The organism is Streptomyces sp. NBC_00353, assembly GCF_036108815.1.
Taxonomy (GTDB): Bacteria; Actinomycetota; Actinomycetes; order Streptomycetales; family Streptomycetaceae; genus Streptomyces.
Genome location: NZ_CP107985.1, coordinates 4,251,039 through 4,270,344, shown reverse-complemented (window position 1 = coordinate 4,270,344; position 19,306 = coordinate 4,251,039). Strand labels below are relative to the sequence as shown.

Genomic DNA, 19,306 nt, shown 5'->3' with positions numbered 1-19,306 from the left:
TGAGCATGGGCTGGAAGGAGGAGTCCTCCTCGTCCGGAGAGTGCGGTAGGAAGCCGTCGGAGACGGTGCGGGCGGCGGAGGCGAGGAGGCGGTCCAGATCCTCCGCGAGCCAGCCTTCCGCGCGCGGCGGGCGCATCCAGTCGGGCAGTGCGGCCATGAGCCAGGGCCGGCGAGTGCAGCCGTCAAGAGGGGTGTTGTGCTGCTGATCCATAATGGGCGCGTGGATGTCGTCGGGATACTTGAGGCCGCCGCGCTGCTGGTGCCCGAAGGCGTTGCGACCGACAACGACGTCACGGTTTCCGATGTCTGGGACTACCTCGCGCACGACGAGTGGGAAGTGGCGTTCGACCTGCTCGAGGAACTGGGTGACGGATGGACGGCACCGAAGGGCTTCTGGGAGCGGCTGGAACACGTGGCGGTGATATTGGGGCTCGAACGGAGCCGGGAGTGGTGCCGGTGGCGGGGTACCGAGACACGAGTGGGCGTCATCCGGGCTGATCTCGTGCTCCTCCCGGCCGGTGAGACGTTCCGGCGCGCTCCGATCCCCGGAGCCGGGGTGCTGCGGCCGATGTGGGACATCGGCCACCGGAGGGAGGGCGGGGCATCAGACCTGGACATCGCCCGCGTGTGGGTCGAGTTCGGTCCTGACCTCGCACCCGGCGCTCGGGCGCCAGTGCGCCTCCTGCCTTTGACACCCGCGCGGTGGAGGCACCTCATCCCGGGCGACCGGATTACGCTGTACGAGACTGCGGTGGCCGGCGGAACGGCGTCGATCCTGGAGGTACACCCTCCAGAGGCGCAGGGAGACCTCACTCCACGGTGTTGATTCGGCTGACCTGAGCCGCGCCAGGACGGTGTTTTCGTAGGTGGTAGCGCTGCAGTGCGCGTCCCTTTCAACGTCTGGTTGATCTGGCGAAAGGGAGTGCCTGATCTGTGGTGGCGCGGGCTTGGCGGCCTTTGTGGTCCGCGGTATCTCGAGGCAGCCGACGCACTCACCCGCCGGATCCACGATCCGGCGCAGCGGCCGGTTGAAGCGGCGAGCCCGGACCGTTGCCGGATGTGGATTCGGCAGCCGCATCGCGGCATCCGAAGTAGTTGTGGTGCCCCGCTCGGTCGGTGACGGCCGCCCTGGCCACTGGTAGGGGCCAGGGCGAAAGGACAGGCATCTCGAGACAGGTGTACGGGGTGGATCGGCTCCAGGCGGATGCGGATCGCAGAGCCCGATCCCGTTCCGCTCTACCCGGTCTCTTCCTCGGACGCCGGCTGAAGCCAGTCGCTGTCGGGGCGCGCGAGGAGGCGGGCGTTGGTGTACGCCATGGCAGTGGTGAGGACCGTATGGCCGCGATAGAACTCACCCTGCCGGGAGACGACCAGTGCCAGATCGACCACGCCGACGGACTGCAATGACAGGGGCAGCAGTAGTTGGACGGTGTCATGAGTCGGATACCAAGAGGGCACCGCGGCCTTGTAGTTGCGGCGGACACGGTCCACGGACGCGTCGACCGCGCCCTTCAGTGCCATGCGCGCGAGGTACGGGTTATTGCGCAGTGCCTCCGGGAAGCGTTCGAGGTTCCCGGTCTCTTCGTTGAGGATGTGGTCAACGTTTACGACGAGTTCTCGCCGCCAGTCGTAGACGTAGTCCGCAGGGTCCTCGGTGTAGGTCACGAACTCGGGACGCAGCGAAGGCGGGAAGTGGTCCATGAACTCGCGCTTACTCGCCTCGACCCAGCTGACGAAGGCCCATTGCTGGCTGTCGGAACGGCTGTTGCGGCGAAACAGTCCGTAGATCGTCTCCTGCTGGGGTGTCGCCAAGCCCGTGTTGAAGGCGGAGTACGTACCGCTGGAGCTGGCCGAGAGCTTCTCCTGCCGGCTTGCCCGTTCGAACGTCCACCGGATGTAGTTGCGCAGGATTCGGATGCTTCCCACAGCCTCAGGGGAACGTCCGTCCCAGTCCTCAGGCTCTGCCATCACGGCCAACTGGTCGTAGAGGTCCGGCTTGGCCGCAGGGTCGGCCAATGTCTTGCGGACGTAACCCATGTACGCGTATTCGAACAGGGCGTTGCCGGGCCGGCGCACCCGTATCTCCGGGGTGGGCGCGCCGGCCTCGTGGTTCTGCTTCAGCTTTGCAAGATCCGCTGGTGACGGCAGGGGCTGCTTGTCCGTGGTCACTACCCATCCTTATGACATCGGGGAAAGCTTCAGCACGCGATGATCTGGGGTGGAACAGGCTAGATCCGGGTTGTCAGGTACGTCAGCGGATTCGGCCATGCGGTCACGATCCGTTCCTAGCCCCTTCTCGCGGACATCTCGAGCACTGCGATCGTTGATCCAGCGGATGACCTGCTCCAAGAACCGCTCGGGGGGACCACATGCGGTGCCAGTCCAGGGCCCATGCATCTGCGAGGGTCGAGAGCTATGCCGGTGCTCCGGACAAGGACGGTCAGTCCACCGCTGCCACTTCAGGTGCCGAGGCTGCGGGCGAAACCGGGCGTACGCCGACCTTCGCGTAGCCGCAGTGAGGTAGCTGCGGCTACGGGCGGGATCAGCCGTCTGTGAAGTCGCACCCAGCGCTCCCAGGGGCGATGCATTTCGTTCCGCGAGCGCATTGCACGGAGTCTGACGGTTCACCCCTCACCCTCGCCGGTGGGCTGCCTCCACCGCCCTCACGCCCCCCGCCGGCCACGATGCCGTCGCCGATCCGCAATCGCGCACCCCGCGCCTGCCGCAGTGGCAGTAAGAGGTGAAGTAAGATTCAATCTACGTAAGAATCAATCTACGTTAAATACCAGGGATGCCTCGTGGAGTTCCAAGGCCGGGCCGGAGATCTTGAGCTGTTGGCCGAGCAGTACCGGACGGTGGCCGAGGGGCGTGGAGCCACCCGGGGGCGGGCCGTGATCATGACGGGTCGGCGCCGCGTGGGGAAGTCGCGACTGGTCCAGGAGTTCTGCGACCGCTCGGGGGCGCCGTACGTGGTGTTCCAGGCCACCCGGGGGCGTAACCCTGTGACGGAGCGCGCCGACTTTGTCGCGACCCTCGCGCAGTCACTGCTGCCAGGGGCGGAGTTGATCGCCGGCCTCCAGGCGCAGGACTGGAACCAGGCCCTGCGCTCGCTGGCACTCGCGGTACCCGATGACTCGCCCAGCATCGCGGTGATTGACGAGGTGCCCTGGCTGGTCGAGCAGGATCAGGAATTCGAGGGCGCACTCCAGACCGTCTGGGACCGGCACCTGTCTTCCAAGCCCGTGCTTCTGCTGCTGGTCGGCAGCGATACATCGGTGATGGAGGCACTGCAGTCGTACGGGCGCCCGTTCTTCGGCCGGGCGGCCAAAATGACCGTTCAGCCCCTGAACCTGGCCGACGTGCAGGCCATGACCGGGCTCGACGCCGCAGAAGCTGTCGACGCCCAGTTGATCACCGGCGGTTTCCCCGAGATCGTGCAGTCATGGCGGCCGGGAATGGGGCGTACGGCCTTTCTGCAAGCTTCGGTCGCCAATCCTCTCTCGCCTCTGCTGGTGGCCGGCGAGCTGTCCCTGCTGGGCGAATTCCCCGAGGCTTCGCACTCGCGAGCCGTACTGGAAGCGGTCGGCAGCGGTGAGCGCACATTCAGCGCGATCGCAGCCCAGGCCGGCGGCGCCGGCGCGCTGCCGTCCGGCACGCTCTCCCCGCTGTTGGCAACGTTGCAGGCCAAGCGCGTCCTGGCCGCCGATCTCCCTCTGTCCGTCAAGTCGGACACCAAGAACAAGCGCTATCGGATCGCCGATCCGTATCTGCGGTTCTGGCTGGCCTTCCTGGCGCGCGCGATCCCACTCATCGAGCGTGGCCGCGGTGACCTGGCGTTGGAACGCATCGAGCGGTCATGGACCACTTGGCGCGGGAGAGCGGTCGAGCCGCTGATCCGCGAGTCCCTGCTGCGTCTGATGCCCGATGACGAGTGGCCCGGGACCGAGGCCATCGGCGGTTGGTGGAACCGTCAGAACAACCCCGAGGTCGACCTCATCGGTGCGGACCGCGAGCCGGTGGCGCGGCAGGTGCACTTCGTCGGGTCGGTCAAGTGGTTCGAGACCCAGCCCTTCGGCCGTCACGAGTACGACGCCTTGGTACGCGACGTGCTCGCCGTCCCCGGTGCCGCCCCGGACACTCCGCTGGTCGCGGTCTCCCGCTGCGGTGTGGCCGACGATCTGCCGCTGGCCGCGCACTGGGGACCGGAGGACCTCGTACGGGCGTGGCAGCCCCGATAGCCGCGGAGCCCGAAGTCCCCCACCTCGCGAGCGGCGTGGTGCTTTCGGCTGCTTCGGCACCGCCTCGACGAGGCGGTGCCGTTCATCCTCACCGACCCGGCCACGCGCATCCGTCCGGTCCGGCGGGTCAGGAAGGCGCGCCGGCCAGGACTTCCACCTTGCCGGTGTCGAGCGAGTAGTAGGCGCCGACCACGGCAAGGGTGCCCTTTGCCACGAGTGGGGCCAGGTCCTGGTTGGAGCGCAGATCGGCCGCGGTCAGCCTGACCTGGGCGCGGGCCATGGTCTCGACCGGATCGGCACCGCCTTCCCGGACTGCCAGCTCGTACGCCGGCCGCAGAGCCTTGGCGATCGCCTCCAGGTTTCCCGGCAGCGGTTTGCCGTCGCGGATGGACTTGTACGCCGCCTCGATGGCGCCGCAGCGCTGGTGCCCGAGGACCACGATGAGCGGAGTGCCACTCGTCATGGGGCCGTACTCCACGGAACCCGTGACCACCGGGCCGACCGCCTCCCCGCCGGTGCGCATCACGTAAAGGTCGCCCAGCCCGGTATCGAAGAGGAGTTCAGGCGGTACCCGGGAGTCGATGCACGCGAGGATCGACCCGAAAGGCTCCTGCGTCTGGGCCACGAGCTCGCGCCGGTCCGGATCCCGGTCGGGATGTTGTAGATCTCCGCTCACCCAGCGCTTGTTGCCGTCCATCAGCCTCGCGAATGCTGCGGCGGGCGTGGCCGGCCGCGCCTCCGGCGAAGCGCTGCTCGCCGACGGAGCGCTGTTCGTCGACGGGGTGGCGCTCGTCGACGAGCACCCCGCAAGCGCAACCGTGGCGACCGCAAGTCCGCCGGTGAGCAGAGCTCTGCGATCCGAATGTGCCGTTCTGTCCATCGGTCGTTCCCCTCGGTCCGCTGAGCCACGTCCTACGTCTTGACCAGGGCGATTGTTCAGCGCGGCGTGGGAGCCCGACGGCAGGCGCACGAGGACAAGGGCTGCTTTGCCACCGACGGCCCACAGGGCCGGCTTCGGGCAGCTGCTTGAGCGCCTGATGCGCGAGGCGGGCCGAGTGGCACCACTCCTCGGGGCTCTCCTGCACCGCAGCCCGGGCCCTTCCCTCCCGACGCACCGTCAGGCCGTCGGTCGAGACGTCCGCCACCCGCCCGGCACCACGATTCCCGGCAGTGTGCGCTTCGCCGGCTCCGCGTTCTGCGGGTCCGTCATGGAGCCCGTCCTGCCCGAGTCGGCCCTGCGCGGCTTCGGCAGCCGGTGTCGGCTTCCGGACCGCGCCCGGCCCGTGGACAATCTCGGCCATGAGCCAAGAGTCGATACGGAATTACCTGGCATCGGTCGAGAGCCGACTGGCGGCCGACGGCTGCGGGCCGCGCTGGGAGGACTGGGCGGGCGCGCCTGTGCTCGTCGGCCGGAGGGCCGACTTCCGGATGCGCTGGGCGGCCACGAATCTGCATCTGTTCACCGTGGCCGCCGCCGTGCCCGAGATCACCGTCCCGGTCGTCGACACGTTCACCACACAGGTGCTCACGTACGCCAAGAAGAACAAGGGCGGGCTGCCCGTCGGCATGCAGACCGGTGTCGCCTGCTTCCCTGTGCTGGTCAGTGACCGGATCGACCCGGCCGCGATGGCCTGGGCGGAGGAGAAGCAGCGCAATCGGTTCGCCTGTTTCGCCCGACCGGTCGTCGTCGACAGTGCCCAGGGACACGTGGGGATGTACCGGGGGAAGCCGGCCATCGGGCGCGCCTATGCCGGGCACCTCATCGAGAAGGGTGTTCGCTACTTCCAGCCACAGAGCTGAGTCGCGGATCCTACGGGAGGGCAGGTACCGCCGCCCGGCTTCGACACATCAGCGGCCTCGATCGTCACCCGATGCCGCCGCACCGAGCACCGGCAGCATCGAGAGCACCGACCCTACCGAGAGCACCGGCAGCATCGAGAGGAGAACGGCATGTCGTATCCGGAGCCGATCTACGGGGACGGCAAGGGAGAGATCAGCGCCACGTACAGGCCGGCCGACACGGTGCCGAACCTGCAGTCCCGCACCGGCAGTGCCACCCACTATCTGGCGACCACGCACACCACGCACGGCGAGTTCGGGCTGTACCGGATGGACATGGCGCCCAGAGCGGGCGGCCCGGCGACGCACTTCCACCGGTCGATCTCGGAATCGTTCTTCATCCTCGACGGGACGGTGCGGATCTACAACGGTGAGCGGTGGATCGACACCAAGCAGGGCGACTTCGTGTACGTACCGCAGGGCGGGCTGCACGCATTCCGGAACGACTCCGACGCGCCGGCGTCGATGCTGCTGCTGTTCACGCCGGGTGCGCCGCGCGAGGAGTACTTCGAGAAGGTCGCTCAGGCCGCCGAGTGGTCACAGGAGGAGCGGGCCGAGTTCTTCATCAAGCACGACACGTACTGGACGGACTGATCGGCACGGCGGGTCACCTGCATGCCGGTCATGGCGTGCAGGTGACCGCATGCGAGGTCAGGGCGCCAGGCCCGTTTTGAGTCCCGCGCCGCACAGCGGTACGACGACGCTGCGGTCCGTCCAGTCGCCGACCGCCGCCCAGCAGGCGACGCCGGTCGTCTCGACGTAGAAGCCGCGTGCCGCCAGATCCAGCTGCGCCTTGCGGATCTGATCCTCCGTCACCGTGATGAATGTGCCGCCGGACTCCCTCACCGCCGCCAGGATCTGGCGTGCGCGCGGCGGGCGGGGGATGGCGATGCCTTCGGCGAGTGTGGGGGCGGCCGCCCGGCCGGACTCGTCGAGCAGGCCGTCCGTACCCGCGTGGAAGGCGGCGGCCAGCGGTGAGACGGCCTCGGCCTGTACGGCGATCAGCGCCGGCCGTTCGTCGATCAGGCCCTGGGCGTGGAGTTCCGCGGTGGCCAGGGCCGCGCCGAGGAGCAACGTGCCGTTGCCGACCGGTACGGCGATGGCGTCGGGGAGCCGGCCGCCGAGGTCTTCCCACATCTCGTAGACGTATGTCTTCGTGCCGTGCAGGAAGTACGGGTTGAAGACGTGCGAGGCGTAGAAGGTGCCGGGGGAGTCGGCGGCGGCCCGGGCAGCGAGTGCGGTGGCCTCCCGGTCGCCGGGGACGATCTCCAGGCGGGCGCCGTGGGCCCGGATCTGTTCGGTCTTCTTCGGGGAGGTGCCCTCGGGGACGTACACCGTGCAGGGCAGTCCGGCCCGCGCACAGTAGGCGGCGACGGCCGTTCCCGCGTTGCCGCTGCTGTCCGCGACGACGCGTTCGGGGGAGAGGCGGCGGGCCAGTTCGGCGAGCATCACGGCGCCTCGGTCCTTGAAGGAGAGCGTCGGCATCAGGAAGTCGAGCTTGGCCGAGACCGTGCGGGTGAGCGGCACGAGCGGCGTGCGGCCCTCCCCGAGGCTGGTGGCGGGCGAGGAGAGGGGCAGTGCCTCCGCGTAACGCCACAGTGAATTGACGCGTCCTGCCAGGGAGTCGAGTGAGAGCCGCCCGGCGGCTTCGAAGTCGAGGTCCCAGGGGCCGCGGCAGACCGGGCAGCACCAGGTCAGGCTGGTGGTCTCGGCGCGGGTGCCGTCCTGCGGGCAGAGATAGGTGGCCATGACCGCCAGCATGTCAGGCGTGTGGCGGGCGAATGGCGAAGGTATGGCACAGCCCACGGGGCCCTTGTGGGATTCCTATGGATCGGTCAATCTTTCGCTGTCGGCCGGGCGATGGGCAGCACGGATCCCGGAGCAGTTGGTTGTCATGGTCATGATCTCGCCTGTTCTCTGTTCCTGTCTCCGCCCTCAGTCCCTGCATCCCGCGCCACACCCCCACCAGCGCACCGCAATTGAGGAGGATCCCTCACATGTCAGTGATGCGTCACACCCCCCACGCGCGTCGAAGATTCGCCGCAGCGGGCGTCATAGCCGGCGCCGCTCTCGTTCTCTCCACCGCTGCGGCGTTCCCCGCCACCGCGGCCGGGACGGCGGCAGAAGGCCGGATCGAGAACGCGGGCGCCCCGGGCACCATCAGTGGCAGCTACATCGTCACGCTCGACGAATCGGCGGCCGAAGCGGGCTCCGCGCAGGGCAAGGCGCTGGCCGAGGAGTACGGCGCCAAGATCAAGAAGACCTACCGCGCCGCGCTCAACGGCTACGCGGTCGAGCTCTCCGCCGCCCAGGCGAAGAAGTTCGCTGCGGACCCGGCCGTCAAGTCGGTCGTGCAGAACCGGACCTTCACGGTCTCCGGCACCCAGCCGTCGCCGCCCTCCTGGGGACTTGACCGGATCGACCAGAAGAACCTGCCGTTGAACGGGAGTTACACCTACCCCGACAAGGCAGGCGAGGGCGTCACCGCGTACATCATCGACACCGGTGTCCGGATCACCCACAGCGACTTCGGCGGCCGGGCCTCGTACGGCTACGACGCCATCGACAACGACAACACCGCACAGGACGGTTACGGCCACGGCACCCATGTGGCGGGCACCGTGGCAGGTTCCGCGTACGGCGTCGCCAAGAAGGCGAAGATCGTCGCCGTCCGGGTGCTCGACGACAGCGGCTCCGGCACGACCGCCCAGGTCGTCGCGGGCATCGACTGGGTGACGGCGCACGCCGTCAAGCCCGCCGTCGCCAACATGAGCCTCGGCGGCGGAGCGGACTCCGTGCTCGACGCCGCCGTGCGCAACTCCATCGCGTCCGGCATCACCTACGCCGTGGCCGCGGGCAACGAGTCGACCAACGCCTCCACCAAGTCACCGGCACGCGTCACCGAGGCCATCACCGTCGGCTCCACGACCAGCACCGACGCCCGCTCCAGCTTCTCCAACTACGGCAGCGTGCTGGACATCTTCGCCCCGGGCTCGTCGATCACCTCGGCCTGGAACACCAGCGACAGTGCCACCAGCACGATCTCCGGCACGTCGATGGCGACCCCGCACGTCGCCGGCGCCGCGGCCCTCTATCTGGCCGACCACCCGAGCGACACCCCCGCGCAGGTCTCGGCCGGACTGGTCGCCGCGGCCGCCACCGGAGTCGTGACCAGCCCGGGCACGGGTTCGCCGAACCGGCTGCTGAACGTCGGCACCGGCACCACGACTCCGCCCGGACCGAAGTTCGAGAACACGACGAGTTACACCATCAGCGACAACTCCACCGTCGAGTCGCCGGTCACCGTCACCGGTGTCACCGGCAACGCGCCGGCGGCGCTGAGCGTGCCCGTCGACATCACGCACACCTACATCGGCGACCTGAGGATCGACCTGGTCGCGCCCGACGGTTCGGTCTACAACCTGAAGGCGTACGGAACGGGCGGCAGCAGCGACAACGTGATCACCACCTACACGGTGAACGCCTCGTCGGAGGTGGCGAACGGCACCTGGAAGCTGCGGGTCAGCGACAACGCGGCGGCCGACACCGGGCGGATCAACTCCTGGGCGCTGCAGTTCTGATGCCGCGTCCGTAGGGCATTCGCGAGTTGCTGAAAGTGTGGGGGCGACCGCATCGGCGGTCACCCCCGCACCCTCGCTGACCAGTGCCCTGGGGGCGTCTGCGGGTTACCCTCTAGCGCCGGCCGAGGCCCTGGTCGACGGCGGTCATCAGCTCGCCGTCGTCCGTGTCCCCGTCCAGCGACCAGAACATCGCGCCGCCCAGACCGTGCTGACGGATGTACGACGTCTTGGTGCGGAGCACCTGTGGGTCGTCGTACGTCCACAGGGTGGTGCCGTCGAACAGCCATGCGTGGCCGTTCCTGACATCCCGATGGATCTTGTACGTACCGGATTCGGCCAGTTTCTTGAGGGCTTTGTAGTCCTCGTAGCCCGCAGCCCAGGTGGCGGGTGCGGGGGCCGCGGCGGGCCGGCCGAGACCGTCGCCGCCGCCCGTCACGCCGGTCCAGCCCTGACCGTAGAACGGCATGCCCATGACCAGCTTGCGGGCAGGGGCGCCGCGCCCGATCCATTCGCGCACGGTCTGGTCGACACTGAAGTCGTTCTTCGCGTACAGCGCGGACTGCTGCGCCGTGGTCGTCTCGCCGGACACATGGAAGTCGTAACCCTGCAGGTTCACGAAGTCGAAGTCCCGCATGATGCGGCGGACGTCGAAGCCTGCGTCGATCTTGGCCGGAGCCGTGGGGACGAACGCCGACAGCTCGTAGTGCTTGGGCTTGTTGTTGTGCCCGTGGCCCTTGCCCTCCTTGGCAGTGCTCTTCGCGTACGCGTCGAGCTGGGTGCGGAATTCGTGCACCAGAGCGGTGAAGTTCCGCTTGTCCTCGGGGCGGTAGACCGTGTCCGTGTCGCCGGCGGAGCCGGGCCACTCCCAGTCGATGTCCACGCCGTCGAAGAGACCGGCCGCCGCGCCCTCGCCGCCGCGCGCCCCGTCCACCGGCAGATTGCCCTTGATGTACAGGTCGATGCAGGAGGAGACGAACGCCTTGCGGGAGGCGGCGGTGCGGGCCGCGTCCGAGAAGTGGGTGGACCAGCTCCAGCCACCCAGGGAGATCATCACCTTGAGGCCGGGGTGCTTGGCCTTCAGCTCGCGCAGCTGATTGAAGTTGCCCGCGAGAGGCTGGGTGTCGGTGTCCGCGACGCCGTCGACCGACCCTGCGGCGTCCAGCGGACGGACGTAGTCCGCCCAGGCGTCGGCCTCTCCCGGCACATTGCCGGTGAAGCACTTGCCGTCGGCGCTGACGTTGCCGAAGGCGTAGTTGACGTGGGTGAGCTTGGCCGCGGTGCCGCTCGTGTCCAGGTCCTTGACCTGGAAGTCGCGTCCGTAGACGCCCCATTGGGTGAAGTAGCCGACGCGCTTGTAGGCGGCGGAACCGGAGGCGTGGGCGGGGGAGGCGGAGCCTCCGGAGGCGGAGGCGGCGGGTGCGATCCCGGCCGCCAGCGAGAGGGCGCAGGCGGCAATGGCCAGTCTGGACAGGGTTCTTCGACGCATGGGGCCCGTTCCTGTGGGTGCGCTGAGAGGTGCGAGAGCCGTGCTGTGTGGTGAGGAAACTATTGGTCTGGACCAAAACGGGTCAAGGGGTTGGCGGTGATCGAGCATGATCGAGGGGCTGCAGGGCGCCGCACCGGGTCGAGCGTGACCGGGATTCCTGTGGTGGCCGGGGCCTCGATATGTGCAGGGCAGCGCCAAATCATCACTTCGGGTGAAACTTTGGCCTGTGCTTGCGGTTCACAACCGACGGTTGCCAGGCTGTTGCAGACTGTCAACCTGTTGGGAGTGGCCTGTGACATTCGGTGAGCAGCCCGCCTATCTGCGCGTTGCGAGCGATCTGCGAGAGAAGATCGTCAATGGTTCGCTGCCGCCGCACACGCGCCTGCCGTCGCAGGCCCGCATCCGCGAGGAGTACGGGGTCTCGGACACCGTCGCGCTGGAGGCGCGCAAGGTGCTGATGGCGGAAGGCCTGGTCGAGGGACGCTCCGGCTCCGGTACGTATGTGCGTGCACGCCCGGTCCCGCGTCGCATCGCCCGCTCCGGCTACCGGCCGGACGCGGGAGCCAGCCCGTTCCGCCAGGAGCAGACGGCGGAAGGGGTGCGAGGGACTTGGGAGTCCCGCAGCGAACAGGAGGAGGCGGGCCCGGAGATCGCCGACCGCCTTGATATCGAGCCGGGGGACCGGGTGATGCGCACCAGATACATCTTCCGGGAAGCGGGGGAGCCGATGATGCTCTCCACCTCCTGGGAACCCCTCGCGATCACGGGACGCACGCCGGTGATGCTGCCGGAGGAAGGCCCGCTGGGTGGTTGTGGGGTGGTCGAGCGGATGGCCGCGATCGACGTCGTCGTGGACAACGTGGTCGAGCAGGTCGGCGCGCGCCCGGGGCTTGCGGAGGAGCTCCTGGCGCTCGGTGGCGTGCCGGGCCATGTGGTGATGGTGATCGGGCGTACGTACTACGCATCGGGTCGGCCGGTCGAGACGGCGGACGTGGTGGTGCCCGCCGACCGCTACCGGATCTCCTACCACCTTCCCGTCAGGTGACCGGTACGTCTCGCCCCTGCCGGGCGACCGTCGCGTCGAGTTCCTGTCGGATGACCGATACTCGGACGGCCTGTCCGGCGCCCGTGATGACGAGTTAACGCCCACTCAGTTCTCTTAACCGATGGGCAATCACTGGCTGTAACGGTTTGTCATGTCCTGCTCTTACCTTCCCGTTCGTACCCGCACACCGGACTGACGAACGGGAAGTCACCGATGACGGACACTGCCGGCCCCACGACGACGACCGAGGCCCCGGAGGGGAAGCCCGCCGGGGTCCCGGAAGCAACGGAGACCGGGCCCGCCGATCCGCCGCCCCCCAGGCGCAGTTACGCAAAGCTCGCCGCCGACGAAAGCCGCGAGGACTACTCACTTCGCTACGCGCCGCACTCCTTCCGCCGCTGGTCGCCCTCGATGGTCGCGGGCACCGCACTCGGTGGCATCGCCTATCTCGCCGACTTCGCGATCGGCGCCTCGATCGTCTTCACCTATGGCTTCACCAGCGGTTTCGCCTCGATCCTGACCGCCGCGACGATCATCTTCCTCACCGGCATACCGATCGCCCGGGCCTGCGCGAAGTACGGCCTGGACATGGACCTGGTCACGCGCGGCGCCGGCTTCGGCTACTTCGGTTCGACGCTGACCTCGTTGATCTACGCGTCCTTCACCTTCATCTTCTTCGCCCTCGAAGGCTCGATCATGGCGCAGGCCATGCATCAGGCCGTCGGACTGCCGGTCGAGGTCGGCTATCTGCTGACCACGTTGATCGTCATCCCCATCGTCTTCCGTGGCATGGGGGCGCTCGCCAAGGTGCAGGCATGGACCCAGCCGATCTGGATCGTCGGCATGGTCCTGCCGTTCGTCGTGCTCGCCTTCGAAGCCCCCGACGCCTGGGGTGCGTTCGGCTCCTTCGGCGGTACGGAGGGTGCGGGATCCGGCTTCTCCTGGATCGGTTTCGGGCTCGGTACGGGCGTCGCGCTCTCGCTCATCGCCCAGATCGGCGAGCAGGCCGACTATCTGCGCTTCATGCCCGCGAGGACCGAGGCCAACAAGCGGCGCTGGAATCTCGCGGTGCTCGCCGCCGGGCCCGGCTGGGTCGTCATCGGGGCGGCAAAGCAGCTCGGCGGCGCGCTGCTGGCGTTCGTGGCTCTGGAGGCGGTCGGCAAGACGCACGCACTGGAGCCGATCGCACCGCAGATCGAGGCGCTGAAGCCGTGGCTCGGCTCATTCGCCCTCCCGGCTGCCGCTCTGTTCGTGATCGTCTCGCAGATCAAGATCAATGTGACCAACGCCTACAGCGGCTCGCTGTCCTGGTCGAACTTCTTCTCGCGGATCACCCACAAACACCCGGGCCGGGTCTGGTACATCTTCCTCAACCTCGCCATCGCGCTGACGCTGATGGAGATGAACATGTTCGCCGCCCTCAACAAACTGCTGGGCTTCTACTCGAACGTGGGCATCGCCTGGATCGCGGCCGTCGCCGCCGACCTGGTCATCAACAAGCGGATCGGGCTGAGCCCGCGGTACATCGAGTTCAAACGCGCTTATCTGTACGCGGTGAACCCGGCAGGATTCGGCGCGATGGTGATCGCCTCAACCGTCTCGATCCTCGCGTTCTTCGGACTGTTCGGTGCCTACGCGGAGGCCTTCTCGACCTTCATCGCGGCCGGACTCTCCCTGACCCTCTGCCCGTTGATCGCCTGGGCGACGAAGGGGAAGTACTACCTGGCCCGCCCCAATCCGGTGAACGGCCCGGACGTCGAGATCGAGGACATCACGGCCACCCATACCTGCTCGGTCTGCGACACCGCCTACGAACTCCCGGACATCGCCGACTGCCCGGTCCGGTCGGGGCCGATCTGCTCGCTGTGCTGCTCGCTGGACGCGGAGTGCGGGGACGTCTGCCGCAAGGAACCGGCGGCCGGTCCGGTCCTCATGCCGATGCCGACGATCCGGGCGGCAGCGGCAGCGGCAGCGACAGCGGCAGCGGCAGCGACAGCGGCAGCGGCGTCGACGGAGGTGGAGGCGTAGGCGACGCAAGTGATCCGTGTGGCACAGGGGGGCGCACCAGGATGAGTGCGCCCCTTTGTGTTGGCCGGATCGGTGCCTCTTTGTGTAATTACGTATCCGTTGCGTGAAGGTCAGGCGTACGCTCGGGCATATGCGTACTGCGGTTTCCTGGGGATCCTTAGAGTCGTGCAGGCCGTTCAGGGGAGGGGCGCAATGCTCGGGAGGGACACGATGAGCGACGGCGGGGCCGTGCTCCCTTGGCTGGTGATAAGGCAGGACGACAACGGCAACAGGTACCGCGTCGGCCGATATGCCACGCAGGCCGAGGCGCAGAAGATCGCCGACAAGCTCGACAGCCGCGGCCACAAGCAGCTCTATTGGGTCGAGCGTCTGGGGCAGAGCGCCCGTCCCTGACCGCCTTCCTCGGCCGCCGCCTCGGGGAGCGGGCCGGCCGGTGGCGCGCGAGCGGGGGCGGGTCGGAGTGGTCGCGGCGGGCGGTCGGAGCGTCGCGGGCCGGGGGTTACGCTCCGGCGTATGAACGATCGCGTGGTGGTGGCCGGAGCCGTTTACGACCAGGGACGCCTGCTGGCCGCGCGCCGTAGCGCCCCGCCTGAGCTGGCGGGCCGGTGGGAGCTGCCCGGCGGGAAGCTGGAGCCGGGGGAGACCGGCGAGCAGGCGCTCGTGCGTGAACTCCGCGAGGAACTCGGTGTGGAGACGGAGCCGCTGGAGCGCATCCCCGGCGAGTGGCCACTGGCGCCCGGCTATGTGCTCCGGGTATGGACGGCGCGGCTGGTGTCCGGTGTGCCCGCCCCGCTCCAGGACCATGACGAACTGAGATGGCTCGGACCGGGTGAGAGCGACGTGGTCGACTGGCTCGACCAGGACCGGCCCGCCGTGGCCGAGGCCATGCGCCGCCTGCCGACCGGAGCCGCCTCCGACCGGAACCGCTCCTGATCGGGCGCCCCGACCGGGCCTCTGTCGGACGGCGCGCGCCACTGACCGTGCGCCCCCTCCGTGCGCGCACGCCGCCCTACACCCGTACGCCCCACATGTCGATTCCAGCGATAGTCCACCCCAAATATCGGGTATGGGCTGATTAGTCCCCTTAAACAGACGTTCCCTGTTTGCTGGTCTTGGGAAGTGATCGGCGTGATCGATACCGAAGGCGACTGCGCCGAGTGGACCTTTCCGGCTGTGCCGGGGGCCGTGCGCACCGCTCGGCATGCGGTCCACGAGGCACTGCGCGGCTGGGGGCTCGACGCGACGGTCGGTGATGTGACCGTTCTGCTGGTCAGTGAGCTGGTGACCAATTCCATGCGCTACACCTCAGGCCCCATCGGCGTACGACTCGTGCGTCCCCAACCCAACGGCGAAGGTCCGGACACCCGTCCCGGACTGCTTGTGGAAGTCTCCGATCCGCTTCCGGATCCGCCCACCGAACGCGCTGCCGGACCCGATGACGAAGGGGGCCGAGGGTTGCAGCTCGTGGCCCGTTCTGCTCGCCGCTGGGGGACGCGGCACGGAAATAGTGGCAAGACGGTGTGGTTCGAGCTGGCCCTCCCTGGTTAGGAGTGGGGTGGGACGCACAGCGATCACAAAGCCCGGGCATTGCCTGTCAGTACCTGGCTGAAAGGGACTGAGACCGTGCTGTGATCGTGAACGCCGTGTCGGTAAGCGCCGTAGTGCTGAATACTGCGGGCAGGACCGGTCCGGTGTGTGAGCTGGAGGGGACGGTCGCGTGAGCGAAATACCTGGGACAGCGGGCAACGTCGTGTGGCAGAGCAGCCCGCCTGGCTCGATCTATGACTACATCAGGGTCGCCTCCTTCTCGATCGGCCCCGACGGGCTGATCGAGCAGTGGAGCCGCCGGGCCGCCGGTCTCTTCGGCATTGCCGCAGACGAAGCGGTGGGCAGGGATCCGGTCGAGGCCTTCATGCCCTCCGAGCTGCGCACCGACGGCCATCGCCGGGTCGGCGAGATACTCGACGGCAAGGAGTGGACGGGCCTCGTCCCCTTCCGCATCCCGGGCGAAAATGCCGTCCACGGGCTCGCCGAGCTCTATGTGATGCCCAGTGAGACGGGGAACGGGGAGCGGGCCGCGCTCTGCATCGTCGTGGATGTCCGCGCCCTGCGCCGTATCGAGACGGACCTGGCGGCTTCGCAGGCCATTTTCGGCCAATCTCCCTTCGGTTTCGTGTTGTTCGGCACGGACTTCACGGTCGTACGAGCCAACCAGCGCTTCGCCACCGTCTTCGGCGGCCAGGCCGACGACCACCGCGGCCGCACGGTCGACGACTATCTCGCCCGCCCCGAGGCCGAGCGGCTCACCGCCACCCTCAAGCGGGTCCTGGAGACCGGAGACTCCGTCACCGATCTCCAGCTCGTCGGCACCGCACCCGGCGACGCGGAGAGCCGTCACTGGTCGATGAACCTCTACCGCGTGCACAGCGGAGCAGGCCGGCCCATCGGCATCGCCGGACTGGCCACCGATGTCACCCGCCGCCATATTGCCGCCCGCGAGGCCGCCAGCGCCCGCCGTAACCTCGCCCTCCTCAACGAGGCCAGCGCCCGCATCGGCAACTCGCTCGACCTGGAGACCACCGCCCGCGAACTCCTCGACGTGGCCGTACCCGGCTTCTGCGACCTCGCCTCCGTCGACCTCTACCAGGGGCTGCTCACCGGCGACGAGGCACCGCCCGGCAGCTGGGGATCGCTCCGCCAGGAGCCCGTCGGCGGCTCCGCCGAACTGCGCCGCGTCGGCTTCGCCAGCGCCGTCTCGGACGCCGTCCCGGACAGCACCGCGACCGACGGGGACACCGACCCGCCGGCACTGGGCGCCGTCCACCGCTACCCCTTCAACTCCCCCTGCGCCAAGGCTCTGCGCACCGGCCGGGTCAAGAACGTCCCCGGGGACGACCGTGGCTTCGTCCAGTCCACCCTCGCCGTGCCGATGGTCGCCCATGACACCGTCGTCGGCCTCGTCCAGTTCTCCCGCACGAAGGGCAGCGAGCCCTTCGGCGAGCGCGACCGTGCCCTCGCCACCGAGCTGGCCGCCCGCGCCGCCGTCTGTATCGACAACGCCCGCCTCTACCGGCGCGAGCACGAACGCGCACTCATCCTCCAGCGCAGCCTGCTGCCACCCGGTGACCCCGAGGCCGCGGGCCTCGACATCGCCTGCCGCTATCTGCCCGGCAACGCGGCGACCGAGGTGGGCGGCGACTGGTTCGATGTGATCGAACTCCCCGGGCATCGCACCGCCCTGGTCGTCGGCGACGTCATGGGCCGCGGGCTGCGGGCCGCCGTCGCCATGGGTGAACTGCGCACTGCCGTAAGGACCCTGGCCCTCCTCGACCTGGAACCCGCCGAAGTGCTCTCTGCGCTCGATGAGGTCGCCCGCGGCCTCGGCACCCCCGGTGGCAGCACGGCCTCCGACGGCTTCGGCGGTGGCGCCCAGTGGCCCTCGAGGGCCTCCCACAAGTCCCGCGACGCTGACCTGTCCGAGGTCTACCTGGCGACATGTGTCTATGCCGTCTACGACTCGGTCACCCGGCGGTGCACCTTCGCCAACGCCGGTCACCTTCCCCCTGTTGTGGTCGAGCCGGGCGAACCGGCCCTGCTGCTCGACGTTCCGCCCGGGATGCCGCTCGGCGTAGGCGGCGAACCCTTCGAGGAAGTCGAGGTCGAACTCAAGGAGGGCGCCCTCCTCGCCCTCTACACCGATGGACTCGTCGAATCCCGCGATCACCCGCTCGACGAAGGACTGCAGGCTCTGCGCGACGCCCTCGTCGAACCCGAACTCCCCCTGGAGGATGTCTGTGACCACGTCCTGACCACCCTCGACACCCGGCATGGCGAGGACGACATCGCCCTGCTGATGGCCCGCATCCAGGGCCTGCCGTCCGACGCGGTCGGCGACTGGCGGCTGCCGAGCGAACCCCGCTCCGTCGGTCGCGCCCGCGAACTTGCCCGCAGCCAACTGATCGCCTGGGACCTCGACGACCTGGTGGACACCACCGAACTCCTCGTCAGCGAGCTGGTGACCAACGCCCTGCGGTACGGCGAGGGCGAGATCCGGCTCAGGCTGCTGCGTGACCGTACGCTCGTGTGCGAGGTATGGGACGCGGGTCTCGTCCAGCCACGACGCCGCCGGGCGCGCGACACGGACGAGGGCGGTCGAGGGCTGCAGCTGGTAGGGCTGTTGAGCGCGGCCTGGGGTTCGAGGCGGACACCGCGTGGCAAGACCGTCTGGTTCGAACTGCCGCTGCCCGACGGGCAGCCGGCCGCCGAGCGCACGGTCGAGCAGCTGCTGAGTATGTTCTGACACGCCGACGTGGTGCGAGTGCGGTGAGCGCTCCGGGTGCGGTGGTCATGAGGCCGTTTTCAGGGCGGCGAGCCTGGCCTCGACCTCCGCGCTGTCGCCCAGGCTGTCCAGCTGCTCGAACTGGGCGTCCAGGGACGATGCGGCGAGCTCCTGCTTGCCCATCGCTTTCGCCTCCTCCCGCCGGACCTTGTCCTCGAATCGGCTGAGCTCACTGGTCGGGTCGAGAACATTGATGTTCTTGACGGAGTCCATCATCTGATTCTGTGCCTGGGCCGACTTGGCGCGCGCGACCAGCTCGTCCCGCTTGGACTTCAGCTCCGTCAGCTTCGACTTCATCTGATCCAGGCCGGATTTGAGCTTGTCCACCACCACCGTCTGCGACGCGATCGTCGGCTCCGCGGTCTTCGCCTCCTTCTCCGACTGGAGCTGCCGGCCGAGCGCGACCTTGGCCAGGTTGTCGAACTTGTCGGCCTCCGCCACCGATCCGGCGGCCCGTAGCTCGTCCGCCTTGCGACTGGCGGCGAGGGCCTTGTCGCCCCATTCCTTGGCCGCGTCGACATCCTCGCGGTGGTCCTGTTCCATGAGCCGCAGATTGCCGATGGTCGCCGCCACCGCCTGCTCGGCCTCCGAGATGTTCGCCGTGTAGTCGCGGATCAGCTGGTCCAGCATCTTCTGCGGATCCTCCGCCTGATCCAGCAGGGCGTTGATATTGGCTTTCGCCAGCTGAGTGACGCGGCCGAGGATGGTCTGCTTGGTCATGGCACCTCTCCTTTGTATGACACTACGAAC

At 68.4% G+C, this 19,306-nt stretch carries 16 protein-coding genes and 1 pseudogene; 11 read left to right on the top strand and 6 right to left on the bottom strand.

Annotated elements, in window-relative coordinates; translation table 11 throughout:
* Positions 1 to 46: 46 nt before the first annotated feature.
* Positions 47 to 157, bottom strand: a pseudogene (locus tag OHA88_RS44645) (Uma2 family endonuclease); the annotation flags it as partial.
* 63 nt (positions 158 to 220) lie between these two features.
* Between OHA88_RS44645 and OHA88_RS19200 the strand changes: the two are divergent.
* Complete coding sequence (locus OHA88_RS19200) at positions 221 to 826, top strand: hypothetical protein (protein WP_328626429.1); 606 nt, start codon at positions 221 to 223, stop codon at positions 824 to 826.
* 410 nt (positions 827 to 1,236) lie between these two features.
* Here OHA88_RS19200 and OHA88_RS19195 read toward each other — a convergent pair whose 3' ends face one another.
* Complete coding sequence (locus tag OHA88_RS19195; RefSeq protein ID WP_328626428.1) at positions 1,237 to 2,169, bottom strand: DUF3825 domain-containing protein; 933 nt, start codon at positions 2,167 to 2,169, stop codon at positions 1,237 to 1,239.
* 629 nt (positions 2,170 to 2,798) lie between these two features.
* Here OHA88_RS19195 and OHA88_RS19190 point away from each other — a divergent pair.
* Entirely contained in the window at positions 2,799 to 4,238 is a 1,440-nt protein-coding gene (locus OHA88_RS19190) for an ATP-binding protein (protein ID WP_328626427.1), read from the top strand.
* A gap of 127 nt (positions 4,239 to 4,365) precedes the next feature.
* On the opposite strand, the gene OHA88_RS19185 is transcribed toward OHA88_RS19190, so the two are convergent.
* On the bottom strand, positions 4,366 to 5,118 hold the full coding sequence (locus tag OHA88_RS19185; RefSeq protein WP_328626426.1) for a carbonic anhydrase: 753 nt from the start codon (positions 5,116 to 5,118) through the stop codon (positions 4,366 to 4,368).
* 419 nt (positions 5,119 to 5,537) lie between these two features.
* Here OHA88_RS19185 and OHA88_RS19180 point away from each other — a divergent pair, with 419 nt between their 5' ends.
* The gene (locus OHA88_RS19180) at positions 5,538 to 6,038 is read left to right on the top strand and encodes a levansucrase (protein ID WP_328626425.1); all 501 of its coding nucleotides are present in this window, start codon (positions 5,538 to 5,540) and stop codon (positions 6,036 to 6,038) included.
* 150 nt (positions 6,039 to 6,188) lie between these two features.
* On the top strand, positions 6,189 to 6,671 hold the full coding sequence (locus OHA88_RS19175) for a cupin domain-containing protein (protein ID WP_328626424.1): 483 nt from the start codon (positions 6,189 to 6,191) through the stop codon (positions 6,669 to 6,671).
* 57 nt (positions 6,672 to 6,728) lie between these two features.
* On the opposite strand, the gene OHA88_RS19170 is transcribed toward OHA88_RS19175, so the two are convergent.
* A complete protein-coding gene (locus OHA88_RS19170) occupies positions 6,729 to 7,826 on the bottom strand; it encodes a threonine synthase (RefSeq protein ID WP_328626423.1) in 1,098 nt (365 codons plus the stop codon).
* Between the two features lie 248 nt (positions 7,827 to 8,074).
* On the opposite strand from OHA88_RS19170, the gene OHA88_RS19165 reads away from it, so the two are divergent.
* The gene (locus OHA88_RS19165; protein ID WP_328626422.1) at positions 8,075 to 9,658 is read left to right on the top strand and encodes a S8 family peptidase; all 1,584 of its coding nucleotides are present in this window, start codon (positions 8,075 to 8,077) and stop codon (positions 9,656 to 9,658) included.
* A 112-nt stretch (positions 9,659 to 9,770) separates the two neighbouring features.
* On the opposite strand, the gene OHA88_RS19160 is transcribed toward OHA88_RS19165, so the two are convergent.
* The gene (locus OHA88_RS19160) at positions 9,771 to 11,144 is read right to left on the bottom strand and encodes a glycoside hydrolase family 18 protein (RefSeq protein ID WP_328626421.1); all 1,374 of its coding nucleotides are present in this window, start codon (positions 11,142 to 11,144) and stop codon (positions 9,771 to 9,773) included.
* A gap of 292 nt (positions 11,145 to 11,436) precedes the next feature.
* On the opposite strand from OHA88_RS19160, the gene OHA88_RS19155 reads away from it, so the two are divergent.
* The 6 genes from OHA88_RS19155 to OHA88_RS19130 all read left to right on the top strand — a co-directional run bounded on the left by OHA88_RS19155 (position 11,437) and on the right by OHA88_RS19130 (position 18,517).
* Complete coding sequence (locus tag OHA88_RS19155) at positions 11,437 to 12,189, top strand: GntR family transcriptional regulator (protein ID WP_328626420.1); 753 nt, start codon at positions 11,437 to 11,439, stop codon at positions 12,187 to 12,189.
* A gap of 213 nt (positions 12,190 to 12,402) precedes the next feature.
* Positions 12,403 to 14,217 (top strand): purine-cytosine permease family protein, encoded by a 1,815-nt coding sequence (locus tag OHA88_RS19150; RefSeq protein WP_328626419.1) that lies wholly within the window; start codon positions 12,403 to 12,405, stop codon positions 14,215 to 14,217.
* A gap of 192 nt (positions 14,218 to 14,409) precedes the next feature.
* Positions 14,410 to 14,610 carry an SPOR domain-containing protein gene (locus OHA88_RS19145; RefSeq protein ID WP_328626418.1) on the top strand — a complete coding sequence of 67 codons (201 nt, stop codon included), beginning with the start codon at positions 14,410 to 14,412 and terminating at the stop codon, positions 14,608 to 14,610.
* Between the two features lie 120 nt (positions 14,611 to 14,730).
* Positions 14,731 to 15,150: a (deoxy)nucleoside triphosphate pyrophosphohydrolase gene (locus OHA88_RS19140; protein ID WP_328626417.1), complete on the top strand. Its 420-nt coding sequence runs from the start codon at positions 14,731 to 14,733 to the stop codon at positions 15,148 to 15,150.
* A 186-nt stretch (positions 15,151 to 15,336) separates the two neighbouring features.
* Complete coding sequence (locus tag OHA88_RS19135) at positions 15,337 to 15,765, top strand: ATP-binding protein (protein ID WP_267002348.1); 429 nt, start codon at positions 15,337 to 15,339, stop codon at positions 15,763 to 15,765.
* Between the two features lie 202 nt (positions 15,766 to 15,967).
* The gene (locus tag OHA88_RS19130) at positions 15,968 to 18,517 is read left to right on the top strand and encodes a SpoIIE family protein phosphatase (protein ID WP_328629733.1); all 2,550 of its coding nucleotides are present in this window, start codon (positions 15,968 to 15,970) and stop codon (positions 18,515 to 18,517) included.
* A 45-nt stretch (positions 18,518 to 18,562) separates the two neighbouring features.
* Here the strand turns inward: OHA88_RS19130 and OHA88_RS19125 are convergent, their stop codons facing one another.
* Positions 18,563 to 19,276: a PspA/IM30 family protein gene (locus OHA88_RS19125; protein ID WP_326627616.1), complete on the bottom strand. Its 714-nt coding sequence runs from the start codon at positions 19,274 to 19,276 to the stop codon at positions 18,563 to 18,565.
* Between the last annotated feature and the right edge of the window lie 30 nt (positions 19,277 to 19,306).

Coding starts and splice junctions, on each gene's coding strand:
- OHA88_RS19140 (WP_328626417.1), top strand. CDS start 14,731: ATGAACGATCGCGTGGTGGTGGCCGGAGCCGTTTACGACCAGGGACGC.
- OHA88_RS19185 (WP_328626426.1), bottom strand. CDS start 5,118: ATGGACAGAACGGCACATTCGGATCGCAGAGCTCTGCTCACCGGCGGA.
- OHA88_RS19125 (WP_326627616.1), bottom strand. CDS start 19,276: ATGACCAAGCAGACCATCCTCGGCCGCGTCACTCAGCTGGCGAAAGCC.
- OHA88_RS19150 (WP_328626419.1), top strand. CDS start 12,403: ATGACGGACACTGCCGGCCCCACGACGACGACCGAGGCCCCGGAGGGG.
- OHA88_RS19170 (WP_328626423.1), bottom strand. CDS start 7,826: ATGGCCACCTATCTCTGCCCGCAGGACGGCACCCGCGCCGAGACCACC.
- OHA88_RS19175 (WP_328626424.1), top strand. CDS start 6,189: ATGTCGTATCCGGAGCCGATCTACGGGGACGGCAAGGGAGAGATCAGC.
- OHA88_RS19180 (WP_328626425.1), top strand. CDS start 5,538: ATGAGCCAAGAGTCGATACGGAATTACCTGGCATCGGTCGAGAGCCGA.
- OHA88_RS19160 (WP_328626421.1), bottom strand. CDS start 11,144: ATGCGTCGAAGAACCCTGTCCAGACTGGCCATTGCCGCCTGCGCCCTC.
- OHA88_RS19145 (WP_328626418.1), top strand. CDS start 14,410: ATGCTCGGGAGGGACACGATGAGCGACGGCGGGGCCGTGCTCCCTTGG.
- OHA88_RS19165 (WP_328626422.1), top strand. CDS start 8,075: ATGTCAGTGATGCGTCACACCCCCCACGCGCGTCGAAGATTCGCCGCA.